The sequence below is a fragment of the Conexibacter stalactiti genome (assembly GCF_033542075.1).
GTDB lineage: Bacteria > Actinomycetota > Thermoleophilia > Solirubrobacterales > Solirubrobacteraceae > Conexibacter > Conexibacter stalactiti.
Map to the genome: position 1 here is coordinate 1 of NZ_JAWSTH010000058.1, position 19,670 is coordinate 19,670.

Genomic DNA, 19,670 nt, shown 5'->3' on the forward strand with positions numbered 1-19,670 from the left:
GGCCGGCGCCTCCTCCTCGGCGGCAGCCGCCGGCGGCTCCTCCTCGGCGGCTGGCGCGGGCGACTCGGGCTCCGCGGCGGGCGCGGACGGCTCCACCACGAAATCGGACGCGGCCGTCTCCTCCCCGGACTCGTCCACCGGCGCCTTCATCCACGGCGGCGGTGGAGGCGGCGCCGGCGCCGCACGAGCAGGAGACGGCGGGGGCGGCGGCGGAGCAGCCGCCCGCGAAGGCGGCGTCGCAGGAGCAGCGGGCACGCCAGCCGGCGCGGCGGGAGCGGGCGCCGGAGCGGCGGGACCGCCAGTGGCAGGCGCGACAGGCGCCGGCACGACCGGCGCGGGGCCGCCCCTGTCGGGCTCGGGCGGCAGCGGCTGGCGGGGGCGCAGGCCGGCGGCGATCATCGCGGCGCCGATCAGCAGCAGCACCAGCGGCCAGAACCAGAGGCTCGGACCGTCCTCGCCGGGGATCCCGACGAGCACGACGAACAGCAGCAGGATCACCGAGCCCAGATAGCCCGGGCCGGCCTCTCTGTCGACGCCCGCGTAGGCGACGAGACCGAGCCCCGATGCCAGCAGCACGACCTTCCACAGCACCCCCGGCGCGACCGACGCGCGCGAGAACTCGCTGCCGCCGAAGCCGCCGAACAGCGGCCCGAACAGCAGCTCGGTGACGAACGTCAGCGCCAGCACGAGCACCGCGACGCCGGCCGCGTCGACCAGGTAGACCGACTCCTGCCGGTGGCGGTCGCGCAGCAGCAGCGCGCCGACGAGCAGCAGCAGCGCCGCCAGCAGCAGCACCCAGCGGGTCGTCGTCGGCCCGTCGGGCGAGAAGACCCACGTCACGAGCGCCAGCAGCGCGAAGGTGCCGGTGATCCCGGCGACGAGCGTGCAGATCTCGCTGCGCCGCTCGCGCGCGAGCCAGGTCGCGACCGCGCTGACGATGCCGAGGATCAGGAAGGCCGTCCAGGCGGAGTCGAGCGGCTCGTCGACGCCGAAGACCTGCGCCAGCCGCATCAGCGCGACGAACAGCAGCGCCAGGCCCGTCAGCTGCAGGACCACCTGGTAGGCGCGCGGCCGCTCGCCCTCCAGCGGCGCCAGCACCCCCATCCCCAGCACGAGCCCGGCCGCCAGCGCCATCAGCACGAAGAAGACGCCGTGACCCCAGCTGTCGTCGAGCCGCAGGTTGATCAACAGCAGCGCGACCGTCAGCGGAACGGAGCCGGCCGCGATCAGGTCGCCGCGGTGGGGATGCGGGCGCAGCAGCTCAGCCCCCTCGCGCAGGCGCGCCTGCAGCTCGGGCGGGATCGGCCCCGCGCTGCCGCCGGACTCCTTCTGGTCGGTCGTCTCTGCCATGCCGGCCAGCCTACCCAGGCGCTCGGCGGCGGTCGCGCCCGAGGCGCGGCCGGCGCCGGCACCCCGCTCGCGCGCCGGCCGCGCCCCGCCTACCATCCACCCGATGAGCCCCGCCGAGCCCGACCTGCGCGCATCCGACGCCGAGCGCGAACGCACCGTGGCGCAGCTGCGCGACCATTTCGGCGCCGGGCGCCTCAGCGAGGAAGAGCTGGACGAGCGCAGCGACGCCGCCTACGCCGCCCGCACCGTCAGCGAGCTGAGCACGCTGCTCGCCGATCTGCCGGCGCTGCCCGCAACCCCCGCCCGCCCCGGCCATGACGCCGGGCGCGAGGCGGCGAAGAAGCGCGTCCTCTACAACGCCGGCTCAGCGGCGCTGATCTCGCTCGTCTGCGTCGTGGTCTGGGTGGCGACCGGCGCCGGCGCCGGCTTCTGGCCGATCTGGGTGATGCTCGGCGTCGGCGCGCGCAGCCTCTTCGTCACCTGGAACGAGCTGGGGCCGGGCGCCGACGAGCGCCGCCGGCTCGGCCAGGGCAGCTCCAGCAGGCCCGGCGCGGATCGCTCCCCTCGCCGATAGCCTGCCCGCGATCCCACCCGGAAGCCCGGAGGCGCCAGCCATGCCACTCGTCGAGACCGAGGACCGCGGCGCGGTCCGCCACCTGATCCTCAACCGGCCGCAGAAGCGCAACGCCTTCGACGGCGAGCTGGTGCTCGCCACCGGCGCCGCGCTGAAGGAGGCGGCCAACGCGACCGAGATCCGTGTCGTCGTCGTGCGCGGCGCCGGCGCGATGTTCTCCTCCGGGATGGACTTCGGCGCGCTCGGCGGGCTGGCGAGCACGCCCGAGCACCTGCGCGCCTTCCGGCGCGAGTGCATCGACGCCTGGAACATCGCTGAGGAGATGACCAAGCCGGTGATCGCGCAGATCCACGGCGGCTGCATCGGCGGCGCGCTCGAACTGGCGCTCGCGGCCGACTTCCGCGTGGCCGCCGCGGACTCGGTGCTCGGGCTGCCGGAGACGCGGATCGGGCTGATACCGGACGTCGGCGGCTCGACGCGGCTGCCGGCGCTGGTCGGCCTCGGCCGCGCGAAGGAGCTGATCATGACGGGCAAGCTGATCGGTGCCGAGGAGGCCGAGCGGATCGGCCTCGTCACGCGCGTCGCGCCGGCCGAGGAGCTGGAGGCGGCGACGCAGCAGCTCGTCGACGAGCTGCTGGCGTGCGCGCCGATCGCCGTCGGCCTCGCCAAGCGCGTGCTCGACAGCGTCGCCAAGCCGACGCTCGCCGCGTCGCTGGAGCTGGAGGTCGCCGCGCAGCAGATCTGCGCCACCTCGCAGGACTTCGCCGAGGGCGCGCGAGCGCTGGCGGAGAAGCGGCTGCCGCAGTTCAGCGGGACGTAGGAGCGGCGCCGCTCCAGTCGACCGGGCCGGCCGTCGCGACGTGGCTGCCGAGCGGTCGGCCGAGCACGTCGCGGGCCATCCCGGTCGCGACGACGAGCGCCGGCAGGTCGATCCCGGTCCGCACGCCCATCTCCTCGAGCATCGAGACGACGTCCTCGGTCGCGACGTTGCCGGTCGCGCCGGCCGGCACCGGGCAGCCGCCCAGCTCACCGAAGCTCGACTCGAACGAGGCGACGCCGACGTCGAGCGCCGCGAGCACGTTCGCGAGCGCCTGCCCGCGCGTGTTGTGGAAGTGGGCGGTCAGCTCGACGTCGTCGCCGAGCGCCTCGCGCCAGGCCGGGAACAGCTCGCGCACCTGGCGCGGGTTGGCCATCCCGGTCGTGTCGCCGAAGCCGATCTCCTGGGCGCCCGCATCGCGCAGCTCGCGCGCGATCTCGGCGACCCGCTCCGCCGGCACGACGCCCTCGTAGGGGCAGCCGAACGAGGTCGAGATGACCCCTTCGCAGCGCAAGCCGGCGTCGCGCGCGCGGCCGAGAACCAGCCGCAGCCCCGTGAGCGACTCCTCGATCGAGCGGTTGACGTTGGCGCGGTTGTGCGACTCGCTGGCGGACAGGAAGACGGAGATCTCGTGGAAGCGGTCGCGGTGCTCCAGCGCACGGTCGAGGCCGCGCTCGTTGGGCACCAGCACGCTCAGCGCGACGTCGTCGGGCACCTCGATCGCCTCCAGCACGGCGGCGGCGTCGGCCAGCTGCGGGATCACGTCGGGCCGCACGAAGCTCGTCACCTCGATCCGTCTGAGGCCGGTGCGGGCGAGCTGGTCGATCAGCCGCACCTTGTCGAAGGTGTCGATCGTCTCCGGCTCGTTCTGGAAGCCGTCGCGAGGGCCGACCTCACGGATCTTCACACGCTGCGGCAGCTCGCCCATGAGGCGAGTCTAGCCCGCGGGCGCGAGCCGCGAACGCGGTCCCAGGATCCGCTCGGGTCCTCCGTCGAAAGCCCGCTCATATACTGCGCGGTATGGAATCTCCCGTCACGATCATCGGCGCCACCGGCGACCTCGGATTCGGGCTCGCGCTGCGGCTGGCGCGCGCCGGCGTCACCGTCACGATCGGCTCCCGCGACGCCGAGCGCGCCGCCGAGGCGGCCGCGCGCGTGCGCGAAGCCGTCCCGGGCGCCGAGGTCGACGGCCGTGCCAACCCCGACGCCGCGGCGGGCGCCTCGCTGGTCGTCCTCAGCGTCCCGTTCGCCTCGCAGGCGCCGACGCTCAGATCGCTGAGAGAAGCGCTCTCCCCCGGCACCGTGCTGCTCGACGTGACGGTTCCGCTGGCGGCCGCGGTCGGCGGACGCGCAACGCGCGTGCTGAGCGTCTGGCAGGGCTCCGCCGCGCAGCAGGCGCAGGAGCTGGTCCCCGCCGGCGTCAGCGTCGTCTCCGGCCTCCACACGGTCGCCGCCAAACACCTCGCCGACCTCGACCACGCCTTCGACGAGGACGTCCTGATCGCCGCCGACGACAGAGCCGCCAAGGCCCGCGTCGCCGCGCTGATCGGCCTGATCGACGGGCTGCGGCCGATCGACGCCGGGCGGCTGGAGATGGCCCGCATCACCGAGCAGCTGACGGCGCTGACGATCGGCATCAACATCCGCCACAGAGCGACGGCCGGGATCAGACTGACCGGCCTGCCCAACGGCTCCAGATTCGAGTGACCGGCCCGGTCGTCGCGCTCGCGGGCGGGACCGGCGGCGCGAAGCTCGCCGCCGGCCTGGCGGCGGTGCTGCCGAGAGACGAGCTGGTCGTCGTCGCCAACACCGGCGACGACACCGAGATCTACGGCGCGCACGTCTCGCCCGACCCCGACCTCGTCAGCTTCTGGCTCGCCGACCGCATCGACGCGCGCGGCTGGGGGCTCGACGGCGACACCTTCCACGTGATGGACGGCCTGCGCGAGCTGGGCGTCGAGGTCTGGTTCAACCTCGGCGACCGCGACCTCGCGTACGGGATCGAGCGCGCCCGCCGGCTGGCCGCCGGCGACCGCCTGACCGACGCGCTCGCCGACCTCGGCCGCGCGCTCGGCCTGCCCGCGCGCGTGCTGCCGATGTCCGACGACCCCGTCCGAACGCACGTGCGCGCGCAGGGGCGCGAGTGGCCGTTCCAGGAGTTCATGATCGTCGGCAGAGCGGCCGGACCGGTCGAGGGGCTGGAGTTCCGCGGCGCCGAGTCGGCGCGCCCGACGCCCGAGGTGCTCGAAGCGGTCGCGTCCGCGCGCGCGATCGTGATCGGCCCGTCGAACCCGCTGCTGTCGATCGGGCCGATCCTCGCGCTGCCGGGACTGCGCGAGGCGCTGGGCGCGGCGGCCGCCCCGGTCGTCGCCGTCAGCCCGATCGTCGGCGGCCAGGTCGTCAAGGGACCGACCGCCGCCTTCCTCGAGTGGGCCGGCCAGCCGCTCTCCGCAGGTGGCGTCGCGGCGCTCTATGGCGACCTGCTCGACGGCATCGTCAGCGACGAGCCGCTTGGCCCCGAAGCACCCCAGATCCCCGTCCACACCGCCGATCTGCTGATGTCCGACGGGCCCTCGCGGGAGCGGCTGGCACGCGCCACGCTCGCCTTCGCGGCGACGCTCGCGGGCTGACGCGGGCACACCACTGATTGGTCGATCGGGCCGAAGGGTTACCGTTCTCCGCCGATGTCCACCTTTGCGATCCTGCCGGTCAAGCGCTTCGAGGGGGCCAAGGGCCGTCTCGAACCGGCGCTCCAGGCCGGTCCGCGGCGTGCGCTCGCCGAAGCGATGTACGTCGACGTGCTGACCGCTCTGAGGCGGACCCAGGGCATCGACAGAACCCTCGTGCTGACCGCCGACCCCGGCGCGCAGCGCGTCGCCGAGGGCTACGACGCGATCCCGCTCGACGATCCCTCCGAGAGCGGCCAGAACAGAGCGGTGCTGCGCGGCGTCGCGCACGCGCGCGAACTGGGCGCCACGCGCGTCCTCTGCATCGCCGGCGACACGCCGATGCTCGACCCCGCCGAGCTGGACGCGCTGCTCGGCCGGCCGCGCACCGCCGACCGCTACGTCGTCGTCGTGCCCGACCGCCATCTGAGCGGCACCAACGCGCTGCTGCTGCAGCCGCCCGACGTGCTGCAGCCGGCCTACGGGATCGACTCGCTCCACCGCCACCGCTCGCTCGCCGAGAACGCCGGGATAGCGGTCGAGATCGCCGAGGTCGAGTCGCTCGCGCTCGACGTCGACACGCCGGATGACTTCACCGCTCTCAGAGAGGTGATCGCCTCCCGCCGCGGCGGCGCCGCGCACACGCGCGGGATGCTCAACCAGCTGATGCGCACCAACCAGAAGTAGCGCCGGTGGGCTCCTTCTCGGCCGTCGCGCTCGACGGGCTGCCGGAGATCGCCGCCGGCACCGACCTCGCAGCCCTGCTCGCGCAGGCGGCCGGCGCGTCCGGCGCGGGGCTCGACGGCGGCCTCGCCGACGGCGACGTGCTCGTGCTGGCGCACAAGGCCGTCTCGAAGGCCGAGGGGGCGGTGCGGAGGCTGAGCGACGTGACGCCGTCACCGCGCGCGCAGATGCTCGCCCAGCAGGGCGGCAAGGATCCCCGCCACGTGCAGGTCGTGCTCGACGAGAGCGCCGAGCTGCTGCGCGCCGAGCGCGGCGTGCTGATCTGCGTCACCCACCACGGCTTCGTCTGCGCCAACGCCGGCGTCGACGCCTCCAACGCCCCGGCCGATGAGCCCGAGACGGTGATCCTGCTGCCGCGCGATCCCGACGGCTCCGCGCGGGCGCTGCGGGCGCGGCTGCGCGAGCTGACCGGCGCCGCGATCGGCGTGATCGTGACCGACTCCTTCGGCCGCGCGTGGCGCCACGGCCAGGTCGACGTCGCGATCGGGATCGCCGGCGTGGCGCCGAGCGACGACTGGCGCGGGCGCACCGACAGCGTCGGGCGCGAGCTGCGCGCGACGTGGATCGCGACCGCCGACGAGCTGGCGGCGGCCGCCGACCTCGCGCGCGGCAAGGACTCGCGCCAGCCGGCGGTCGTGCTGCGCGGGCTGGCCGCGCACGTCACCGCCGACGACGGCCCCGGCGTCAGGGCGCTGCTACGCCCCGCCGCCGAGGACATGTTCCGCCGCTGAGCTGTTCAGCCCTCAGCGGCAGATGATCGTCGCCTGCGCCGAGCGCCACTCGCGCGCGGTCACTCTCAACGTGCAGCGCTTCTTGTTGTTGGCGCGGACGGTGTAACGACCGGGGATCACCTGGAAGTTGGCACCGTGCCCGCGGCGCACTCTCAATTGGTCGACGGTGCGGCCGCGCGTGTCGAGCAGCGCGATCGTGCCGGCGACGGTGCCGCCGCGGCGCGTGCGCTTGATCGTCGCCGAGACGGTCGCCGTCGACTCCTCGATCGCCGTCCGGATCGCCTCCGGGCAGCCGGTGTAGTCGGCGACGTCGGTCGGGATCTCACGCAGCGCGATCCGCAGGATGCGGACGCTGTAGCGGCGCTGCAGCAGGCCCGTGGTGCTCGTCGCGCAGTCGTAGAGGACCCGCGCCGACTGATCGCTGAGGCCGTCGTCGGCGGCGCTCGGGCTGCCGGCTGAGGCGCTGCCCACGGCGGCGCCGGCGCAGGCGAGGACGGCTGCGCCGATGGCGAAGATGCGTTTCATGCTGATGGACCCCTGTACTGAATTTGGATGAACGGTGAGAGCGCTCAACCAGCATGAACGGCGAGGCGCCAACGATGTTGCGCGGTTGCTCCGGATTGAATTCAGCGCGGCTCGTCGGGCTCGCGCCAATCGCGGCCGATCGCGACCAGCCAGCAGAACGGCGTCGCGAGCAGCAGGGCGACGCCGAGATCGGTCGCGCGCTCCAGCTCGGCCACCTCTCCGACGACCAGCGCCGTCGTCGCGACGAAGGCCGCGACGGCGGCGCGGAGATGGAAGGCGGAGCGGTTCGCGCGGGCCCTCTCGTCGAGCGGCACTCTGTTGACGATCGGGGTGAAGGTGTCGCGCAGGCGCTCGTTCACCGCTCCAGCGTATCCCCCGCGTCAACGCTCGCAGATCACGCTCGCGCGATCCGCGCCTGACGGCCGCAGACCACGCTCGCGCGGAGGGTCATCCGCTGCCTGGCGACGACGCGCACCGTGCAGCGTCTGCGGCCGTCGGCGCGCAGCGCGTAGGTGCCGGGCGCGACCTTGAAGGTGACGGTTCTGCCACCTCTGACGGCGAGCGCGTCGACCGTGCGGCCCCGGTGCAGCAGCGTGACGCGGCCCTTGACGCGACCGCCCGCGGCGCTGCGGCGGATGCCGGCGACGATCGTCGCGTGCGAGCGGCGCAGCTGCTGGCGGATCGCGTCGCGGCAGCCGGTGTACTCGCGGACGTCACCGCTCATCCGCCGCAGCGACAGTCTCAGCACGCGTGCGCTGTAGCGGTTCTGCAGCAGACCGGTGGGGCTGCCGGCGCAGTCGTTGATGACGGCGCGCGTCGCTCTCGTCGGACGGTTCGCGGCGCCGGCCTGCGAGGTGGCCAGCACGGCGATCAACGACGCGACGAGCACGGCGACGCTGACCACGGCGGCGCCGGTGGCGATGATGCGGTTCATGACGTTCCCCTGTCGTTTGCTGACGCTGGTTGCAACGGCAGCGCGCCAGGAGGGTTGCGCGAACAGCGCGTTCGCAACCAGGGTTGACAACGTCGGAAGCTGTCAACTACGGTTGCTAGCGATGACCGACACGCTGCCCGAACCGCCCGCCCAGCCGGCCGACGGCCTCGCCGCCGTCGTCGCGCTGCGCCGTCTCGCCGACCGGATGGAGGATGCCGGCGTCGAACGGGCGCTCGCCGACGGCTGGACGTGGGAGCAGGTCGCCGAGGCGCTCGGCGTGACGCGCCAGGCGGTCCACAAGAAGCACGCCAAGCGACTGGCCGAGAGCGGCCTCACGCGGACCAGGAGACGCTGATGTTCAACCGCTTCGGAAGAGAGACCCGGGCCGTCGTCCACGGCGCGCTGGAGCAGGCCGCGGCGCTCGGCTCGCCGACGATCGAGGCCGAGCATCTGCTGCTGGCGCTCGCCGCCGACCCGCGCAGCGCCGGCGGCGCGCTGCTGCGCGCCGAAGGGCTCGACGAGGAGCGCGTGCTGGCGGCGCTGGAGCGCGAGAACGAGCTGAGCCTCGCTGCCGGCGGCGTCGCGATCGGCGACTTCGAGCTGCCGCGGCGCCCGCCGGCGCCGCGCCGCAGCCCCCGCTTCGCGACCTCCGCCAAGCGCGTGCTCGAGCGGGCCGTGAAGGCGGCGTCCGCGCGCGGAGACCGCCGCATCACCTCCGTGCACGTGCTGATCGGGCTGCTGCGCGCCGAGGTCGGCACGGTTCCGCGCGCGCTCGCGGGGGTCGAGGTCGACCGCATCGCGCTCGCGTCGCGCGCCGAGCGGCTGCTCGGCTGAGCGGCGCGCGGGCTGCGGGCCCGCTGGTAGCGTCGCCGCGATGGAGGCTGCCGACGCCCGCTACCCGTCCGTCGACCCGGCGAAGGGGCACTACGAGAGCTTCTACCTGAAGGCCGGTGACGCGGCCTCGCGCACGGCAGTGTGGCTGCGCTACACCGTCCACAAGCGGCCCGGCCAGGCGCCGGTCGGCTCGCTGTGGGCGACGCTGTTCGACGACGAGGGCCCGCACGCGGCGAAGGTGACCGAGCCGCCAGAGCGGCTCGCGTCCGGCGACGGCGCAGGCGGCAGAGGCGGCGCGCCCAGCGCCACCGAAGGTGGGGCAGGTCGCGGATCCGCCCCCACCTGGCTCCACATCGGCGACGCCCGCATCGGCGCCGACGGCGCGCACGGCGAGGTCCCGGACCTGGCGTCGTGGGAGCTGCGCTTCGATGGCGGCGAGACGGCCTTCCCGTACCTCCCCCGCGGCTGGATGTACACGGCGCCGCTGCCGCGCACGAAGGCGCTCAGCCTGCTGCCCGCGGTGCACGTGCACGGGACCGTCACGGTCAGAGGCCGCACCGTCACGCTCGACGGCTGGCCGGGAATGGTCGGCCACAACTGGGGCGCCGAGCACGCCGAGCGCTGGATCTGGCTCCATGGCACCGCGTTCGAGCAGCGGCCGGACGCCTGGCTCGACGTGATCCTCGGGCGGATCAAGGTCGGCGGCTGGACGACGCCGTGGATCGCCAACGGCTGCCTCTCGCTCGACGGCGTCCGCCATCGTCTCGGCGGCATCGGCCGCGCCCGCCGCACGCGCGTCGAGGAGCGACCGCATCGGGCCGAGCTGTGGCTGCCCGGCGATGACCTGACCGTGCGCGTCGAGGTCTCAGCGCCCCCGCGTGACGTCGTCGGCTGGCTCTACAGCGACCCGGCCGGGCCGCAGCACCACACCGCCCACTGCGCGATCGCCGACCTGCGCGTGCGCGTCTCCCGCCGCGACCAGCCGCCGCTGGAGCTGACCGTCGCGGGCGGCGGCACCTATGAGCTGGGCATGCGCGAGCACGACCACGGCGTGCCGATCGAGCCGTTCAGCGATCCCTGACACGTCGCGGCCGGCCGGTCGCGCCGGACGTCGCTCGCTCGCTGTGACGACCCGCCCTAGCCCGCCTCGTCCCAGGCCTGCACGCCCTCCTCGTGGACGATGCGGCCGTCTCTGACGTCGAGCACCGTCGCGACCTCGACGCACATCCCGTCGGCGTATCTGCACGCCACCGTGTAGGCCGCGCCGCCGCTGCCGCCGACCGCGTGGGTCATCTCGTGCGTCATGTCGCGCGAGTAGACGTCGTCGAGCATCGCGCGGATCGCGTCGATCCCCTCCAGCCGCTGCGGTCTGCTCGGCGGGTGCTCGTGGTCGACCATCACGATCGTCGCGTCGGAGGCGTAGAAGCCGGCGATCGTCGCCGCGTCGCGCGCCTCGATCGCGCGTTTGAGCGCGGCGAGGTCGAGCTGGTCGGAGGCGGTGGTGCTCATCGTGGTTCGCTCCTTCACACGGGGCTGTGCTCAGCAGCGATCTTCCTCCCTGGGCGACGCCGGTGCATCGCCGCCGCCCAGGTCACACCGGATTCCTTCCCCTCAGCCGCCCGCGAGTGGAAGGCCGAGCGCTCTCGCCGTGCGAAGAACGCGTCTGTCGAAGCTCGCGACCGCTGCACCACCGGCCTCCGCAGTGGCGATCGCGAAGCCGTCAGCGAGGCTGATGCCGCGCCCGCGATGCCGTGCCGCTGCGCGCGCGATCTCGGCGGTCGGCGCGACGACTCTGATGCCGAGACCGGCGATCGCATCGACGGCGCGGCGCAGCGTCAGTTCATCCGCAGCCGGTCGCACCAGCGCCTCTGCGTAGTTGACCGACGACAGCAGCCGCGGCGTCTCGGCGTCGATCAGCGCCACGACCAGTTCGGCGGCGGCGCGGTGGTGAGCGTCACGCCGGTCGAGCGCAGCGATCACGACATCGGTATCGAGCACGCAGGCGGTCACGCCCGCTCGCCGGCGCGCAGTCTCTCCAGATAACCGGGCTCGTACAGGCCGTCGAAGATGCCGAGCGCATCGGTCGGTCTGCTCGGTATCCGGCGCACGACGATCACATCGGGTCCGTCGGCTTCGATCGTGACCTCGTCGCCGGGGCCCATCCCGGCCCGTTCGAGCGTCTCGACCGGGAGCGTGACCTGATGCTTGGAAGAGATCCGCGGCATGCCTTTACCGTAGCGTAAAGGCATGCCGGAACCGGCACCTACGGGTTGATCGCCGTCCCCATCGCGTGGAAGCCGCCGTCGACGTGGACGATCTCGCCGGAGATGGCGCTCGCCCAGTCGGACAGCAGGAAGGCGATCGTGCGCGCGACCGGCTCGGGGTCCGTCACGTCCCAGCCGAGCGGGGCCTGCTTGCCCCACGCGTCGGCGAGCGTCTGGAAGCCCGGGATCCCGCCCGCGGCGACGGTCTTCAGCGGACCGGCCGAGACGAGGTTGACGCGGATGCCGTCAGGGCCGAGGTCGCGCGCGAGGTAGCGCGAGGTCGACTCCAGCGCCGCCTTCGCGACGCCCATCCAGTCGTAGATCGGCCAGGCGACCGTCGCGTCGAAGTCGAGTCCGACGATCGCGCCGCCGCCCTCGGATCTGACGAGCAGCGGGCGCAGCGCGCGGCCCAGCTCCTTCAGCGAGAAGGCGCTCGTCTGGAAGGCCGTCAGCGCCGACTCGACCGGCGTCTGCAGGAAGTTGCCGCCGAGCGCGTCCTCGGGCGCGAACGCGACCGCGTGCAGGACACCGTCGAGTCTCCCCCACCTCTCGTCGATGTGCGCGACGAGCGGCGGGTAGTCGGCGGCGTTGTTGACGTCCAGCTCCAGCACCTCGACCTCACGCGGCAGCTTCGCCGCGACGCGGTCGGTCAGGCGCTTGGCGCGCCCGAAGCCGGTCAGTAGCACCTCGGCGCCCAGCTCCTGCAGGAGCTGGGCGGTCGAGAACGCGATCGAGTCCTTCGTCAGGACGCCGGTGATCAGGTACCGGCGACCGTCAAGCTGCATGCGGCGCCCGGCGGTCGTCCATCGCCTCGAACGCCCACGCCAGCCGGCGGCGGGTCGTGTGCGGCTCGATCACCTCGTCGACGAAGCCGGCGTTGGCGGCGATCTGCGCGCCGAGGTGCTCCTCGGCGTACGCCGAGGCCAGCTCCGCTCTCAGCGCGGCCGGATCCTCCGCCGCCGCCAGCTCGCGGCGGTGCAGCACGCCGACGGCCGGCTGCGCGCCCATCACGCCCAGCTCGGCGTTGGGCCACGCGAAGGCGAGGTCGGCGCCGAGGTCCTTCGAGTTCATCGTGATGTACGCGCCGCCGTAGGCCTTGCGCAGCACGACCGTCACGCGCGGCACGGTCGCCTTCGCGAAGGCGCGCACGAGCGTCGCGCCGTGACGGATCACGCCGGCCTGCTCCTGCCGCGTCCCGGGCATGAAGCCGGGCGTGTCGACGAAGACGGCGAGCGGGATGCCGTAGCGATCGCAGGTCTCGACGAAGCGCGCGCCCTTCTGCGACGAGTCGGAGTCGAGCACGCCGCCCATGTAGCGCGGCTGGTTGGCGATCACGCCGACCGGCCGGCCGTCGATGCGGGCGAAGGCGGTCACGATCGAGCGCGCCCACTTCGGCGCGATCTCCAGCAGCGAGCCGCCGTCGATGACGCCCTTCAGCGCCGTGCGGACGTCGTAGACCTGGCGCGGGTCGTCCGGCACCGCGGCGCCCGGGTCGGAGAAGTCAGGGTCGACCGAGAGGATTCTCGGCAGCCGGCCGCCGGCGTGCTGCGGCAGGTAGGAGAGGAGCGAGCGCGCCATGTGCGCGGCGCCGACGTCGTCGGGCGCGACGAGGTCGGTGACGCCGTTCTTCTCGTGGACCTTGCGCCCGCCCAGCTCGGCGGCGGTGACGTCCTCGCCCATCACGTCCTTGACCACGCCGGGGCCGGTCAGGAACATCGCGGCGTTCTCGGTCATCATCACGAAGTCGGTCAGCGCCGGCGAGTAGCAGCCGCCGCCGGCCGAGAGGCCGCCGATGATCGAGATCTGCGGGACGACGCCGGTCAGCAGCACGTTCTGACGGAAGATCCGCCCGTAGCCGCCGAGCGCCGCCGTGCCCTCCTGCATGCGCGCGCCGCCGGACTCGATGAAGCCGACGATCGGTACCCGCGCGCGGCCGGCAAGGGCCATCACACGATTGATCGTGTCCGCGTGCGCGGCGCCGAGCGAGCCGCCGAGGTAGCGCGCGTCCTGCGCGTAGACGGCGACGGGACGGCCGCCGATGCGGCCAAGGCCGCCGACGACGCCGTCGCCCTCGCGAGCGCGCGCACCGAGCTTGGGCGACAGCACGCTCGAGCGGACTGCCTCGAACGTGCCCTCGTCGCAGAGCAGCTCGATCCGCTCGTGCGGGGTGAGCCGCTCGTCGGTTCTGATCGCTGCTACGGCACTCATGCGGTTCCCTCCAGACAAAGCACGACGTTGTGGCCGCCGAAGCCGAACGAGTTCGACACGGCTTTTGGCTTTCCGTTGCGCGGCGCGAGCGGCCGTGCCGCGCCGGGCACGTAGTCGAGGTCGAGACCTTCACCGGGCTCCTTCAGCCCGAGCGTCGGCGGGATCGTCTTCGCGTTCAGCGCAAGCAGGGTCACGATCGCCTCGACGGCGCCGGCGGCGCCGAGCAGGTGGCCGATCGCGGACTTCGTCGAGGAGATCGGCACGCCCTTCGCCGCCTCCCCGAAGACGCGCTTGATCGCGGCGGTCTCGGCGGCGTCGTTGAGCTCCGTCGAGGTGCCGTGCGCGTTGACGTAGTCGATCTGCTCCGGCGTCAGGCCAGCCTCGGCGATCGCCTGCGCGAGCGCTCTGGCGGCGTAGGTGCCGTCGGGCTCGGTCGCGGTGATGTGGTACGCGTCCGAGGTGGTCGCGTAGCCGAGGATCTCGCCGAGGACGGTGGCGCCGCGCGCCTCCGCCTTCTCGGCGTCCTCCAGCACGAGGATCCCAGCGCCCTCGCCCATCACGAAGCCGTCGCGGTCCTTGTCGAACGGGCGCGAGATGCCGCTCGGCGACAGCGCGCCGGCGGCCTTGAAGCTGGCCCGCGAGAGCGGCGTCAGCGTCGCCTCGGCGCCGCCGGTGACGACCGCGTCGGCCTCGCCCATCTGGATCATCCGCAGTGACGTGCCGATCGCGTGGCCGCCGGCCGCGCAGGCCGAGCCGACCGCGAACGACGGGCCGCGCAGGTCGTGGCGCATCGACAGCGCCGCGGCGCCGGCGTTGACCATGAAGAGCGGGACCGACAGCGGCGAGACGGCCTTCTCGCCCTTGTCGCGCAGGTTGTCGTGCTGGCCTTCGAGCGACTCGAGGCCGCCGATGCCCGTCGCGAGGATGCAGCCGATCCGCTCGGTCTCGTAGGGCTTCTCCTCGCCCCACGCCTGCGCGATCGCCTCATCGCTCGCGACCATCGCAAGCTGCGCGAAGCGGTCGGCGCGGCGAGCCTCCTTGACGGAGAGGTGCTCCTTCGCGACGTAGTCGCGCGAAGCACCCTCACCGTCGACGATGCCGCTCTCGCCGGCCGCCCAGCGTCGCAGCAGCGGCTCGGCACCGACCCCGAGCGGGGTCACGGCACCCACACCGGTGATGACGACGCGTCTCTTCATCAGCTGGCCCGCGCCACCACGAGGTCGATCGCGTCGCCGACCGTCTTCAGCGACTTCATGTCGTCGCCCTTCAGCTCCACGCCCCACTCGTCCTCGACGATCTGGGCCAGCTCGACGAGGTCGAGCGAGTCGATGTCGAGCTCCTCGAAGGTCGCCGTGCGGGTGACCTGCTCGACGTCGGGGCCGAACGAGGCGAGCGCCTCGACGATGCGTCCTTCGACGGCTTCGGGGGTTGCAGCAGTTGCCATGGGTTCTCCTCTTGCGTGTTCGAGTTCAGGTGTCAGGCGGACATACCGCCGTCGACGGTCAAGGTTGCACCGGTGACGTAGCCCGCGTCATCGGAGGCGAGGAAGCGGACACAGGCCGCCACCTCCTCCGGCGTCCCGGGCCGGCGCGCCGGCACGACCTTCAGAAGTTCGCCGTCGAGATCGGCAGTCATGTCGGTCTCGATCAGTCCCGGCGCGACCGCGTTGACGGTCACGCCGCGACGGGCGACCTCGGCGGCGATCGTCTTCGTCATTCCGACGAGTCCGGCCTTCGAAGCGGCGTAGTTCGCCTGGCCGGGGTTGGCGCGCAGCCCGACCACGGAGGCGATGTTCACGATCCGTCCGTGGCGCGCGCGCAGCATCGACGGGATCGCCCGCCGCGTCATGCGGAAGGCGGCGCCGAGGTTCGTGTCGAGCACGGCGTCCCAGTCGTCGTCCTTGATCTGCGGCGAGAGGTTGTCGCGCCGCAGGCCCGCGTTGTTGACGAGCACGAGGACGGTGCCGAAGCGCTCCTCGAGCGCTCTGAAGTGGCTGTCGGCGACGGCCGAGTCGGTGATGTCGCCGCCGAGCGCGAGCGCCTGGCCGCCGGCCGCCTCGATCTCCGCGACGACGGCCGCGGCGGCCTCCGCGCCGTTGACGTAGCCGACCCCGACGGGCCAGCCGTCAGCGGCCAGCGCCTTCGCCGTCGCGGCGCCGATGCCGCGCGAGGCGCCCGTCACGAGGGCGCAGCCTCTGCGCTCGGTGCTGCTCACAGCGTTCCTCCCCATTCGATCACGCCGCCGCCCCAGGTGAAGCCGGCGCCAAAGGCGCTCAGCAGCACCCGCGCGCCCGGCCGCAGGCGGCCGTCCCGGCGCGCCGCGTCGAGCGCGAACGGTATGGAGGCGGCGGACATGTTGCCCGTCTTCTCGATGCAGTCGACGACTCTCGCCGTGTCCAGCTCCAGCCGCTCGCCGACGGCGCGGACGATCCGGCCGTTGGCCTGGTGGTAGACGAACAGGTCGATCTCCTCGAGCGTCAGCCCGGCCGCGGCGACCGCCTCGCGCGTCACCTCCGACATCCGGTTGACGGCGTGCTTGAAGGTCTCGTGGCCGTCCATCTGCAGCGTTCTCTGCTCGTGCGTGGCGTAGAGGATCTCCGGCGCGGAGCCGTCGGCTCTCAACAGGATCGGCCCGATCGAGCCGAGCTCGTCGGCGTCCTCGGCCTCGGCCGGCGTGACGACGACCGCGCCTGCGCCGTCGGCGAACAGCATCGCGGTCGCCTTCGAGTCGTGGTCGGTGATGCGGCTGATGAAGTCGGCGCCGATCACGAGCACCTTCGTCGCGCGGCCGGTCTCGATCTGCGCCGCGGCGAGCGCGACGGCGGAGAGGAACGAGGTGCAGGCGGCGCCGACGTCGATCGCGCCGGCGCGCTTGGCGCCGAGCGCGTGCGCGACCAGCGGCGCGGCGTTCGGCGTGACCTCGTCCTGCGTCATCGTCGCGACCAGCACGAGGTCGAGGTCAGCGCCGTCTATCCCCGCGCGCTCCAGCGCGAGCCGGCCGGCGGCGGCGGCGAACTCCGACAACCGCTCGTCGTCACGTGCGACGCGGCGCTCGCGGATTCCGGTGCGGGTGTAGATCCAGTCGTCGCTCTTGCCGATGCGTGCGGCGACGGCGTCGTTGTGGACGACGGTCTCCGGCAGCACGGCCGCGACCGAGCGCAGCGCGGCGCCGCGCGGGACCGCCGGCGACGGCGCCCCGAGGCCGGCCTCGGAGGGCGCGGTCGAGTCAGGCACTTGCTGCCTCCAGCTGCTCGGCCGTGACCGCCTCGACGTCGGAGACGGTGCGGCGGACGAGGCCGGTGAGGACCTTGCCGGGGCCGGTCTCGACGAAGCGGGTGGCGCCGCCGGCATGCAGCGTCAGCAGCGTCTCGCGCCAGCGGACCGGCTGCGTGAGCGCGTCGGCGAGGCGCGCGGCGACGTCGTCGAACGGCGCCGTCGTGATCGAGCTGACGACCTCGATCGAGGGGGCGGAGAACTCGACGGCGGCGAGCGCCGCGGCGAACTCCGGCACCGCCTCGGCCATGAAGGGCGAGTGGAAGGCGCCGGTGACCGGCAGCGGGACGGCACGGAGGCCGAGTCCCTTGGCGGTCACGGTCGCCGCGGAGAAGGCGCCTCTGCTGCCCGACAGCACGACCTGGTTGGGCGCGTTGTCGTTGGCGACGGTGAGGCCGTGCGGCTCGGCGACCTGCGAGGCGCGCTCGGCGGCGCCGGTGCCCAGCAGCGCGAGCATCGAGCCGTCCCCGGCGCGCTCGCCCGACTCCTGCATCAGGCGGCCGCGGGTGGCGACGACGCGCAGGCCGTCCTCGGCGCTCAGCACGCCGGCGGCGACGAGCGCGGCCAGCTCGCCGAGCGAGTGGCCGGCGACGACTTCGGCTTGGAGGCCGGACTCGGCCAAGCGCTCCCAGGCGACGACGGAGGCGCAGTAGATCGCCGGCTGGGCGAAGCGCGTGCCGTCGTCGACGCGGGCGAAGGGATCGTCGCCGACGACGTCGAGCGCCAGCTCGATCAGGTCGGGACGGCGGGCGGCGACTTGGTCGCGCATGTCGGGCGTCTGGCTGCCTTGGCCCGGAAACAGTACGGCGGTCTTCACTGGCCGCATCCTTGTGCGCGTTATGAGCCGCCACAACCCTCGTTGCGACCCATCCCCCCGGGTGGGGGGGCACTGACGGACCGCCGTGGGGCCCGTGTCACTTTTGCTGGGCTTTTGTGTAGCGGCGCGAGGCGGGCGGCGGCCCGGGCGCGCGGCCGCTCAACCCAGCAGGCCGATGCGCTGCGCGCGCTGCACGGCCTCGGCGCGATTGCGCGCCTTCAGCTTGCGGTAGAGCGCGCTCGTGTGCTCCTTGACGGTGTGCGGCGAGAGGTAGAGCGCTTCGGCGATCTCGCGGTTGGTCGAGCCGGTCGAGATCAGGTCGAGCACCTCGCGCTCGCGCTCGGACAGCAGCGTCGAGGGCTGGTCGGCCTGCGGCGGGAACATCGTCATCCCGAGCCCGACCATCCGCACCGCCATCGCGACGTCGTGGGCGCCCCAGTCCTTCGAGACGAAGCCCGAGGCGCCGGCCGCCTTCGCGGCGTGCGGCGAGATCCGCCCGGCGCCCGAGATCAGCAGCACGCGCGTCTCCGGCGAGGAGGAGCGGATCGACTCGCAGATGTCAGCGCCCGACTCGTCGCCGACGAACAGGTCGACGAGCGCGACGTGCGGGCGGTAGCGCTTCGTCAGCTCCAGCGCCTCCCTGGCGTTTCTGGCGGCGACGCAGCGCTCGACCCACGACTGCTCGCCGAGCAGCAGGCGGAAGCCCCAGTGGACGACGTCGTGATCGTCGACGACGAGCACGCGCAGGCGGCGCTCGGATTCGATCGGCGTGGTCGGCAGGCTGTTCATCCCTCTTCCGTCTCCTCCACGGGCACCACGAGCCGAACCCGCCAACCGGGCGGCTGCGCCGCCTTCTCCGGGCCGAACTCGACGAAGCCGTTGTGCTGCAGCGCCTCGAAGGCCGCCAGCCGCAGCCCCATGCCGCCGCTGCCGCCGACGCCGGCGGCGATCCCGCCGGTGATCCCGTCGTTGCGGACTTCCAGCGTGAAAGTGTCCTCGGCGCGCCGGACGGCGACCGAGACGCGCGACGGATCGGCGTGCTTCTTGACGTTGCGCAGCGCCTCGCCGAGGACCGACTGGGCGAGCCCCTCGAGTCTGCGCGGCACCTCGACGCCCTCGTCCCACGACAGCACGATCGGCAGGTTGCTCTCGCGCGCGTGGCGCTCCAGCTCGGCTCTCAGCGTCGTGCCGGTCTCGTACGCCATCGGCGCCAGCGGCCGCTCCAGCGCCGAGCGCAGGTCGGCGAGCGCCTCGCCCATCTCGGTGCGGCAGCGCTCGCGCAGCTCGGGGCTGAGGTCCGCTTCGGTCGAGAGCACGAGCGAGACGCCGAACAGGCGCTGCATCACGCGCTCGTGGATCTCGCGCGCGAGGTCGATCCGCTCGCCGAGGCGGCGGGTGCGCTCCTGCTGACGGGTCGCGTTGCGCGCCGTGGCGGCGAGCGCGGCGGTCTTGCCGAGCGTCCACATCAGATGGCGCTCGCCGTCGCCCAGCTCGAAGTCGCCGGCGCCGCGGTCGGCGACGATCACGCCGTAGCGGTGGCCGGCGGCGGCCAGCGGCGTGCAGACGAGCGCGGTGATGCCGAGCAGCTGCGCGTAGTCGGGCGGGACCTCTCTGTCGATCGCGTCGGACTTGACGACGATCACGCGGTCCTCCAGCAGCGCGCGCTGGGCGATCGGCGCGTCGTGCAGCGTCGGGCGCAGCTTCGCCAGGCGCGTGAAGGAGATCCCGTGCGAGCCGACGGCGCGGACGCGCATCCGGCCCGCGTCGTAGAGGAAGATCGCCGCCCGCCGCATCGTCGTCAGGCGGCAGATCGCCTCGCAGATGCGGTGGTAGAACTCGCTCGACGTGGTGTCGCTCTCGATCTCGGAGAGCAGGTCGACGAACACCTCCAGCGGCTCGACGCCGCCGAACATGCTCGGCTCATGGGAGGGCCG

25 protein-coding genes and 1 pseudogene are annotated in these 19,670 nt (G+C 73.4%); 9 read left to right on the forward strand and 17 right to left on the reverse strand.

Going from position 1 to position 19,670, the window contains the following annotated elements:
* Positions 1–1,350: pseudogene (locus tag R7226_RS19345) on the reverse strand (hypothetical protein); the annotation flags it as partial.
* Between the two features lie 103 nt (positions 1,351–1,453).
* Between R7226_RS19345 and R7226_RS19350 the strand changes: the two are divergent.
* Together R7226_RS19350 and R7226_RS19355 are read left to right on the forward strand one after the other, a co-directional pair.
* On the forward strand, positions 1,454–1,924 hold the full coding sequence (locus tag R7226_RS19350) for a DUF1707 SHOCT-like domain-containing protein (protein ID WP_318598910.1): 471 nt from the start codon (positions 1,454–1,456) through the stop codon (positions 1,922–1,924).
* Positions 1,925–1,964: 40 nt separating this feature from the next.
* Positions 1,965–2,744, forward strand: a complete 780-nt coding sequence (locus R7226_RS19355) for an enoyl-CoA hydratase/isomerase family protein (protein ID WP_318598911.1) — start codon at positions 1,965–1,967, stop codon at positions 2,742–2,744.
* Here R7226_RS19355 and R7226_RS19360 read toward each other — a convergent pair.
* Positions 2,731–3,669, reverse strand: coding sequence for a hydroxymethylglutaryl-CoA lyase (locus tag R7226_RS19360; RefSeq protein ID WP_318598912.1), 939 nt, complete (start codon positions 3,667–3,669; stop codon positions 2,731–2,733). The two genes, R7226_RS19355 and R7226_RS19360, sit on opposite strands and share 14 nt — an antisense overlap.
* Before the next feature lie 92 nt (positions 3,670–3,761).
* Here R7226_RS19360 and npdG point away from each other — a divergent pair, with 92 nt between their 5' ends.
* From npdG to cofE, 4 genes are read left to right on the forward strand one after another with little or no spacing between them, the layout of a single operon-like run.
* On the forward strand, positions 3,762–4,448 hold the full coding sequence (npdG, locus tag R7226_RS19365) for an NADPH-dependent F420 reductase (protein WP_318598913.1): 687 nt from the start codon (positions 3,762–3,764) through the stop codon (positions 4,446–4,448).
* Entirely contained in the window at positions 4,445–5,371 is a 927-nt protein-coding gene (gene cofD, locus R7226_RS19370) for a 2-phospho-L-lactate transferase (RefSeq protein WP_318598915.1), read from the forward strand. The genes npdG and cofD overlap by 4 nt, the downstream gene beginning before the upstream one ends.
* A 54-nt stretch (positions 5,372–5,425) precedes the next feature.
* Positions 5,426–6,094: a 2-phospho-L-lactate guanylyltransferase gene (gene cofC, locus R7226_RS19375; RefSeq protein ID WP_318598916.1), complete on the forward strand. Its 669-nt coding sequence runs from the start codon at positions 5,426–5,428 to the stop codon at positions 6,092–6,094.
* Between the two features lie 5 nt (positions 6,095–6,099).
* Positions 6,100–6,882 (forward strand): coenzyme F420-0:L-glutamate ligase, encoded by a 783-nt coding sequence (cofE, locus tag R7226_RS19380; protein WP_318598918.1) that lies wholly within the window; start codon positions 6,100–6,102, stop codon positions 6,880–6,882.
* Between the two features lie 12 nt (positions 6,883–6,894).
* Here the strand turns inward: cofE and R7226_RS19385 are convergent, their stop codons facing one another.
* The 3 genes from R7226_RS19385 to R7226_RS19395 form a co-directional block, all read right to left on the reverse strand.
* Positions 6,895–7,407, reverse strand: a complete 513-nt coding sequence (locus R7226_RS19385; protein ID WP_318598920.1) for a hypothetical protein — start codon at positions 7,405–7,407, stop codon at positions 6,895–6,897.
* Positions 7,408–7,508: 101 nt separating this feature from the next.
* A complete protein-coding gene (locus R7226_RS19390) occupies positions 7,509–7,766 on the reverse strand; it encodes a hypothetical protein (RefSeq protein WP_318598921.1) in 258 nt (85 codons plus the stop codon).
* Positions 7,767–7,801: 35 nt separating this feature from the next.
* Positions 7,802–8,341 (reverse strand): hypothetical protein, encoded by a 540-nt coding sequence (locus tag R7226_RS19395; RefSeq protein WP_318598922.1) that lies wholly within the window; start codon positions 8,339–8,341, stop codon positions 7,802–7,804.
* A 121-nt stretch (positions 8,342–8,462) separates the two neighbouring features.
* On the opposite strand from R7226_RS19395, the gene R7226_RS19400 reads away from it, so the two are divergent.
* From R7226_RS19400 to R7226_RS19410, 3 genes are read left to right on the forward strand one after another with little or no spacing between them, the layout of a single operon-like run.
* Positions 8,463–8,696, forward strand: a complete 234-nt coding sequence (locus R7226_RS19400) for a helix-turn-helix domain-containing protein (RefSeq protein ID WP_318598923.1) — start codon at positions 8,463–8,465, stop codon at positions 8,694–8,696.
* Positions 8,696–9,175, forward strand: coding sequence for a Clp protease N-terminal domain-containing protein (locus R7226_RS19405; RefSeq protein WP_318598924.1), 480 nt, complete (start codon positions 8,696–8,698; stop codon positions 9,173–9,175). The genes R7226_RS19400 and R7226_RS19405 overlap by 1 nt, the downstream gene beginning before the upstream one ends.
* A gap of 40 nt (positions 9,176–9,215) precedes the next feature.
* The gene (locus R7226_RS19410) at positions 9,216–10,256 is read left to right on the forward strand and encodes a hypothetical protein (protein WP_318598926.1); all 1,041 of its coding nucleotides are present in this window, start codon (positions 9,216–9,218) and stop codon (positions 10,254–10,256) included.
* Positions 10,257–10,312: 56 nt separating this feature from the next.
* Here the strand turns inward: R7226_RS19410 and R7226_RS19415 are convergent, their stop codons facing one another.
* From R7226_RS19415 to R7226_RS19470, 12 genes are all read right to left on the reverse strand, one after another.
* Positions 10,313–10,684, reverse strand: coding sequence for a nuclear transport factor 2 family protein (locus R7226_RS19415; RefSeq protein ID WP_318598927.1), 372 nt, complete (start codon positions 10,682–10,684; stop codon positions 10,313–10,315).
* A gap of 102 nt (positions 10,685–10,786) precedes the next feature.
* On the reverse strand, positions 10,787–11,173 hold the full coding sequence (locus R7226_RS19420; protein WP_318598929.1) for a PIN domain-containing protein: 387 nt from the start codon (positions 11,171–11,173) through the stop codon (positions 10,787–10,789).
* Between the two features lie 8 nt (positions 11,174–11,181).
* Complete coding sequence (locus R7226_RS19425; RefSeq protein WP_318598932.1) at positions 11,182–11,400, reverse strand: AbrB/MazE/SpoVT family DNA-binding domain-containing protein; 219 nt, start codon at positions 11,398–11,400, stop codon at positions 11,182–11,184.
* Positions 11,401–11,438: 38 nt separating this feature from the next.
* Positions 11,439–12,224: an enoyl-ACP reductase FabI gene (fabI, locus tag R7226_RS19430; RefSeq protein ID WP_318598935.1), complete on the reverse strand. Its 786-nt coding sequence runs from the start codon at positions 12,222–12,224 to the stop codon at positions 11,439–11,441.
* Positions 12,214–13,647, reverse strand: coding sequence for an acyl-CoA carboxylase subunit beta (locus tag R7226_RS19435; protein WP_318598938.1), 1,434 nt, complete (start codon positions 13,645–13,647; stop codon positions 12,214–12,216). The genes fabI and R7226_RS19435 overlap by 11 nt, the downstream gene beginning before the upstream one ends.
* The gene (locus R7226_RS19440; protein WP_318598939.1) at positions 13,644–14,843 is read right to left on the reverse strand and encodes a beta-ketoacyl-[acyl-carrier-protein] synthase family protein; all 1,200 of its coding nucleotides are present in this window, start codon (positions 14,841–14,843) and stop codon (positions 13,644–13,646) included. The genes R7226_RS19435 and R7226_RS19440 overlap by 4 nt, the downstream gene beginning before the upstream one ends.
* Positions 14,843–15,091: an acyl carrier protein gene (locus tag R7226_RS19445; protein ID WP_318598941.1), complete on the reverse strand. Its 249-nt coding sequence runs from the start codon at positions 15,089–15,091 to the stop codon at positions 14,843–14,845. Before R7226_RS19445 ends, R7226_RS19440 begins: the two co-directional genes overlap by 1 nt.
* 32 nt (positions 15,092–15,123) lie before the next feature.
* Positions 15,124–15,876 carry a 3-oxoacyl-ACP reductase FabG gene (gene fabG, locus R7226_RS19450; protein WP_404827877.1) on the reverse strand — a complete coding sequence of 251 codons (753 nt, stop codon included), beginning with the start codon at positions 15,874–15,876 and terminating at the stop codon, positions 15,124–15,126.
* On the reverse strand, positions 15,858–16,880 hold the full coding sequence (locus tag R7226_RS19455) for a beta-ketoacyl-ACP synthase III (RefSeq protein WP_318598946.1): 1,023 nt from the start codon (positions 16,878–16,880) through the stop codon (positions 15,858–15,860). Before R7226_RS19455 ends, fabG begins: the two co-directional genes overlap by 19 nt.
* On the reverse strand, positions 16,873–17,736 hold the full coding sequence (locus R7226_RS19460; protein ID WP_318598947.1) for an ACP S-malonyltransferase: 864 nt from the start codon (positions 17,734–17,736) through the stop codon (positions 16,873–16,875). Before R7226_RS19460 ends, R7226_RS19455 begins: the two co-directional genes overlap by 8 nt.
* A gap of 159 nt (positions 17,737–17,895) precedes the next feature.
* Positions 17,896–18,525, reverse strand: a complete 630-nt coding sequence (locus R7226_RS19465) for a response regulator transcription factor (RefSeq protein WP_318598949.1) — start codon at positions 18,523–18,525, stop codon at positions 17,896–17,898.
* The gene (locus R7226_RS19470) at positions 18,522–19,649 is read right to left on the reverse strand and encodes a GAF domain-containing sensor histidine kinase (protein WP_318598951.1); all 1,128 of its coding nucleotides are present in this window, start codon (positions 19,647–19,649) and stop codon (positions 18,522–18,524) included. Before R7226_RS19470 ends, R7226_RS19465 begins: the two co-directional genes overlap by 4 nt.
* Positions 19,650–19,670: the final 21 nt, after the last annotated feature.

Coding starts and splice junctions, on each gene's coding strand:
- R7226_RS19350 (WP_318598910.1), top strand. CDS start 1,454: ATGAGCCCCGCCGAGCCCGACCTGCGCGCATCCGACGCCGAGCGCGAA.
- R7226_RS19355 (WP_318598911.1), top strand. CDS start 1,965: ATGCCACTCGTCGAGACCGAGGACCGCGGCGCGGTCCGCCACCTGATC.
- R7226_RS19360 (WP_318598912.1), bottom strand. CDS start 3,669: ATGGGCGAGCTGCCGCAGCGTGTGAAGATCCGTGAGGTCGGCCCTCGC.
- npdG (WP_318598913.1), top strand. CDS start 3,762: ATGGAATCTCCCGTCACGATCATCGGCGCCACCGGCGACCTCGGATTC.
- cofC (WP_318598916.1), top strand. CDS start 5,426: ATGTCCACCTTTGCGATCCTGCCGGTCAAGCGCTTCGAGGGGGCCAAG.
- R7226_RS19385 (WP_318598920.1), bottom strand. CDS start 7,407: ATGAAACGCATCTTCGCCATCGGCGCAGCCGTCCTCGCCTGCGCCGGC.
- R7226_RS19395 (WP_318598922.1), bottom strand. CDS start 8,341: ATGAACCGCATCATCGCCACCGGCGCCGCCGTGGTCAGCGTCGCCGTG.
- R7226_RS19400 (WP_318598923.1), top strand. CDS start 8,463: ATGACCGACACGCTGCCCGAACCGCCCGCCCAGCCGGCCGACGGCCTC.
- R7226_RS19405 (WP_318598924.1), top strand. CDS start 8,696: ATGTTCAACCGCTTCGGAAGAGAGACCCGGGCCGTCGTCCACGGCGCG.
- R7226_RS19410 (WP_318598926.1), top strand. CDS start 9,216: ATGGAGGCTGCCGACGCCCGCTACCCGTCCGTCGACCCGGCGAAGGGG.
- R7226_RS19415 (WP_318598927.1), bottom strand. CDS start 10,684: ATGAGCACCACCGCCTCCGACCAGCTCGACCTCGCCGCGCTCAAACGC.
- R7226_RS19425 (WP_318598932.1), bottom strand. CDS start 11,400: ATGCCGCGGATCTCTTCCAAGCATCAGGTCACGCTCCCGGTCGAGACG.
- fabI (WP_318598935.1), bottom strand. CDS start 12,224: ATGCAGCTTGACGGTCGCCGGTACCTGATCACCGGCGTCCTGACGAAG.
- R7226_RS19435 (WP_318598938.1), bottom strand. CDS start 13,647: ATGAGTGCCGTAGCAGCGATCAGAACCGACGAGCGGCTCACCCCGCAC.
- R7226_RS19440 (WP_318598939.1), bottom strand. CDS start 14,843: ATGAAGAGACGCGTCGTCATCACCGGTGTGGGTGCCGTGACCCCGCTC.
- R7226_RS19445 (WP_318598941.1), bottom strand. CDS start 15,091: ATGGCAACTGCTGCAACCCCCGAAGCCGTCGAAGGACGCATCGTCGAG.
- fabG (WP_404827877.1), bottom strand. CDS start 15,876: ATGGGGAGGAACGCTGTGAGCAGCACCGAGCGCAGAGGCTGCGCCCTC.
- R7226_RS19465 (WP_318598949.1), bottom strand. CDS start 18,525: ATGAACAGCCTGCCGACCACGCCGATCGAATCCGAGCGCCGCCTGCGC.
- R7226_RS19470 (WP_318598951.1), bottom strand. CDS start 19,649: ATGTTCGGCGGCGTCGAGCCGCTGGAGGTGTTCGTCGACCTGCTCTCC.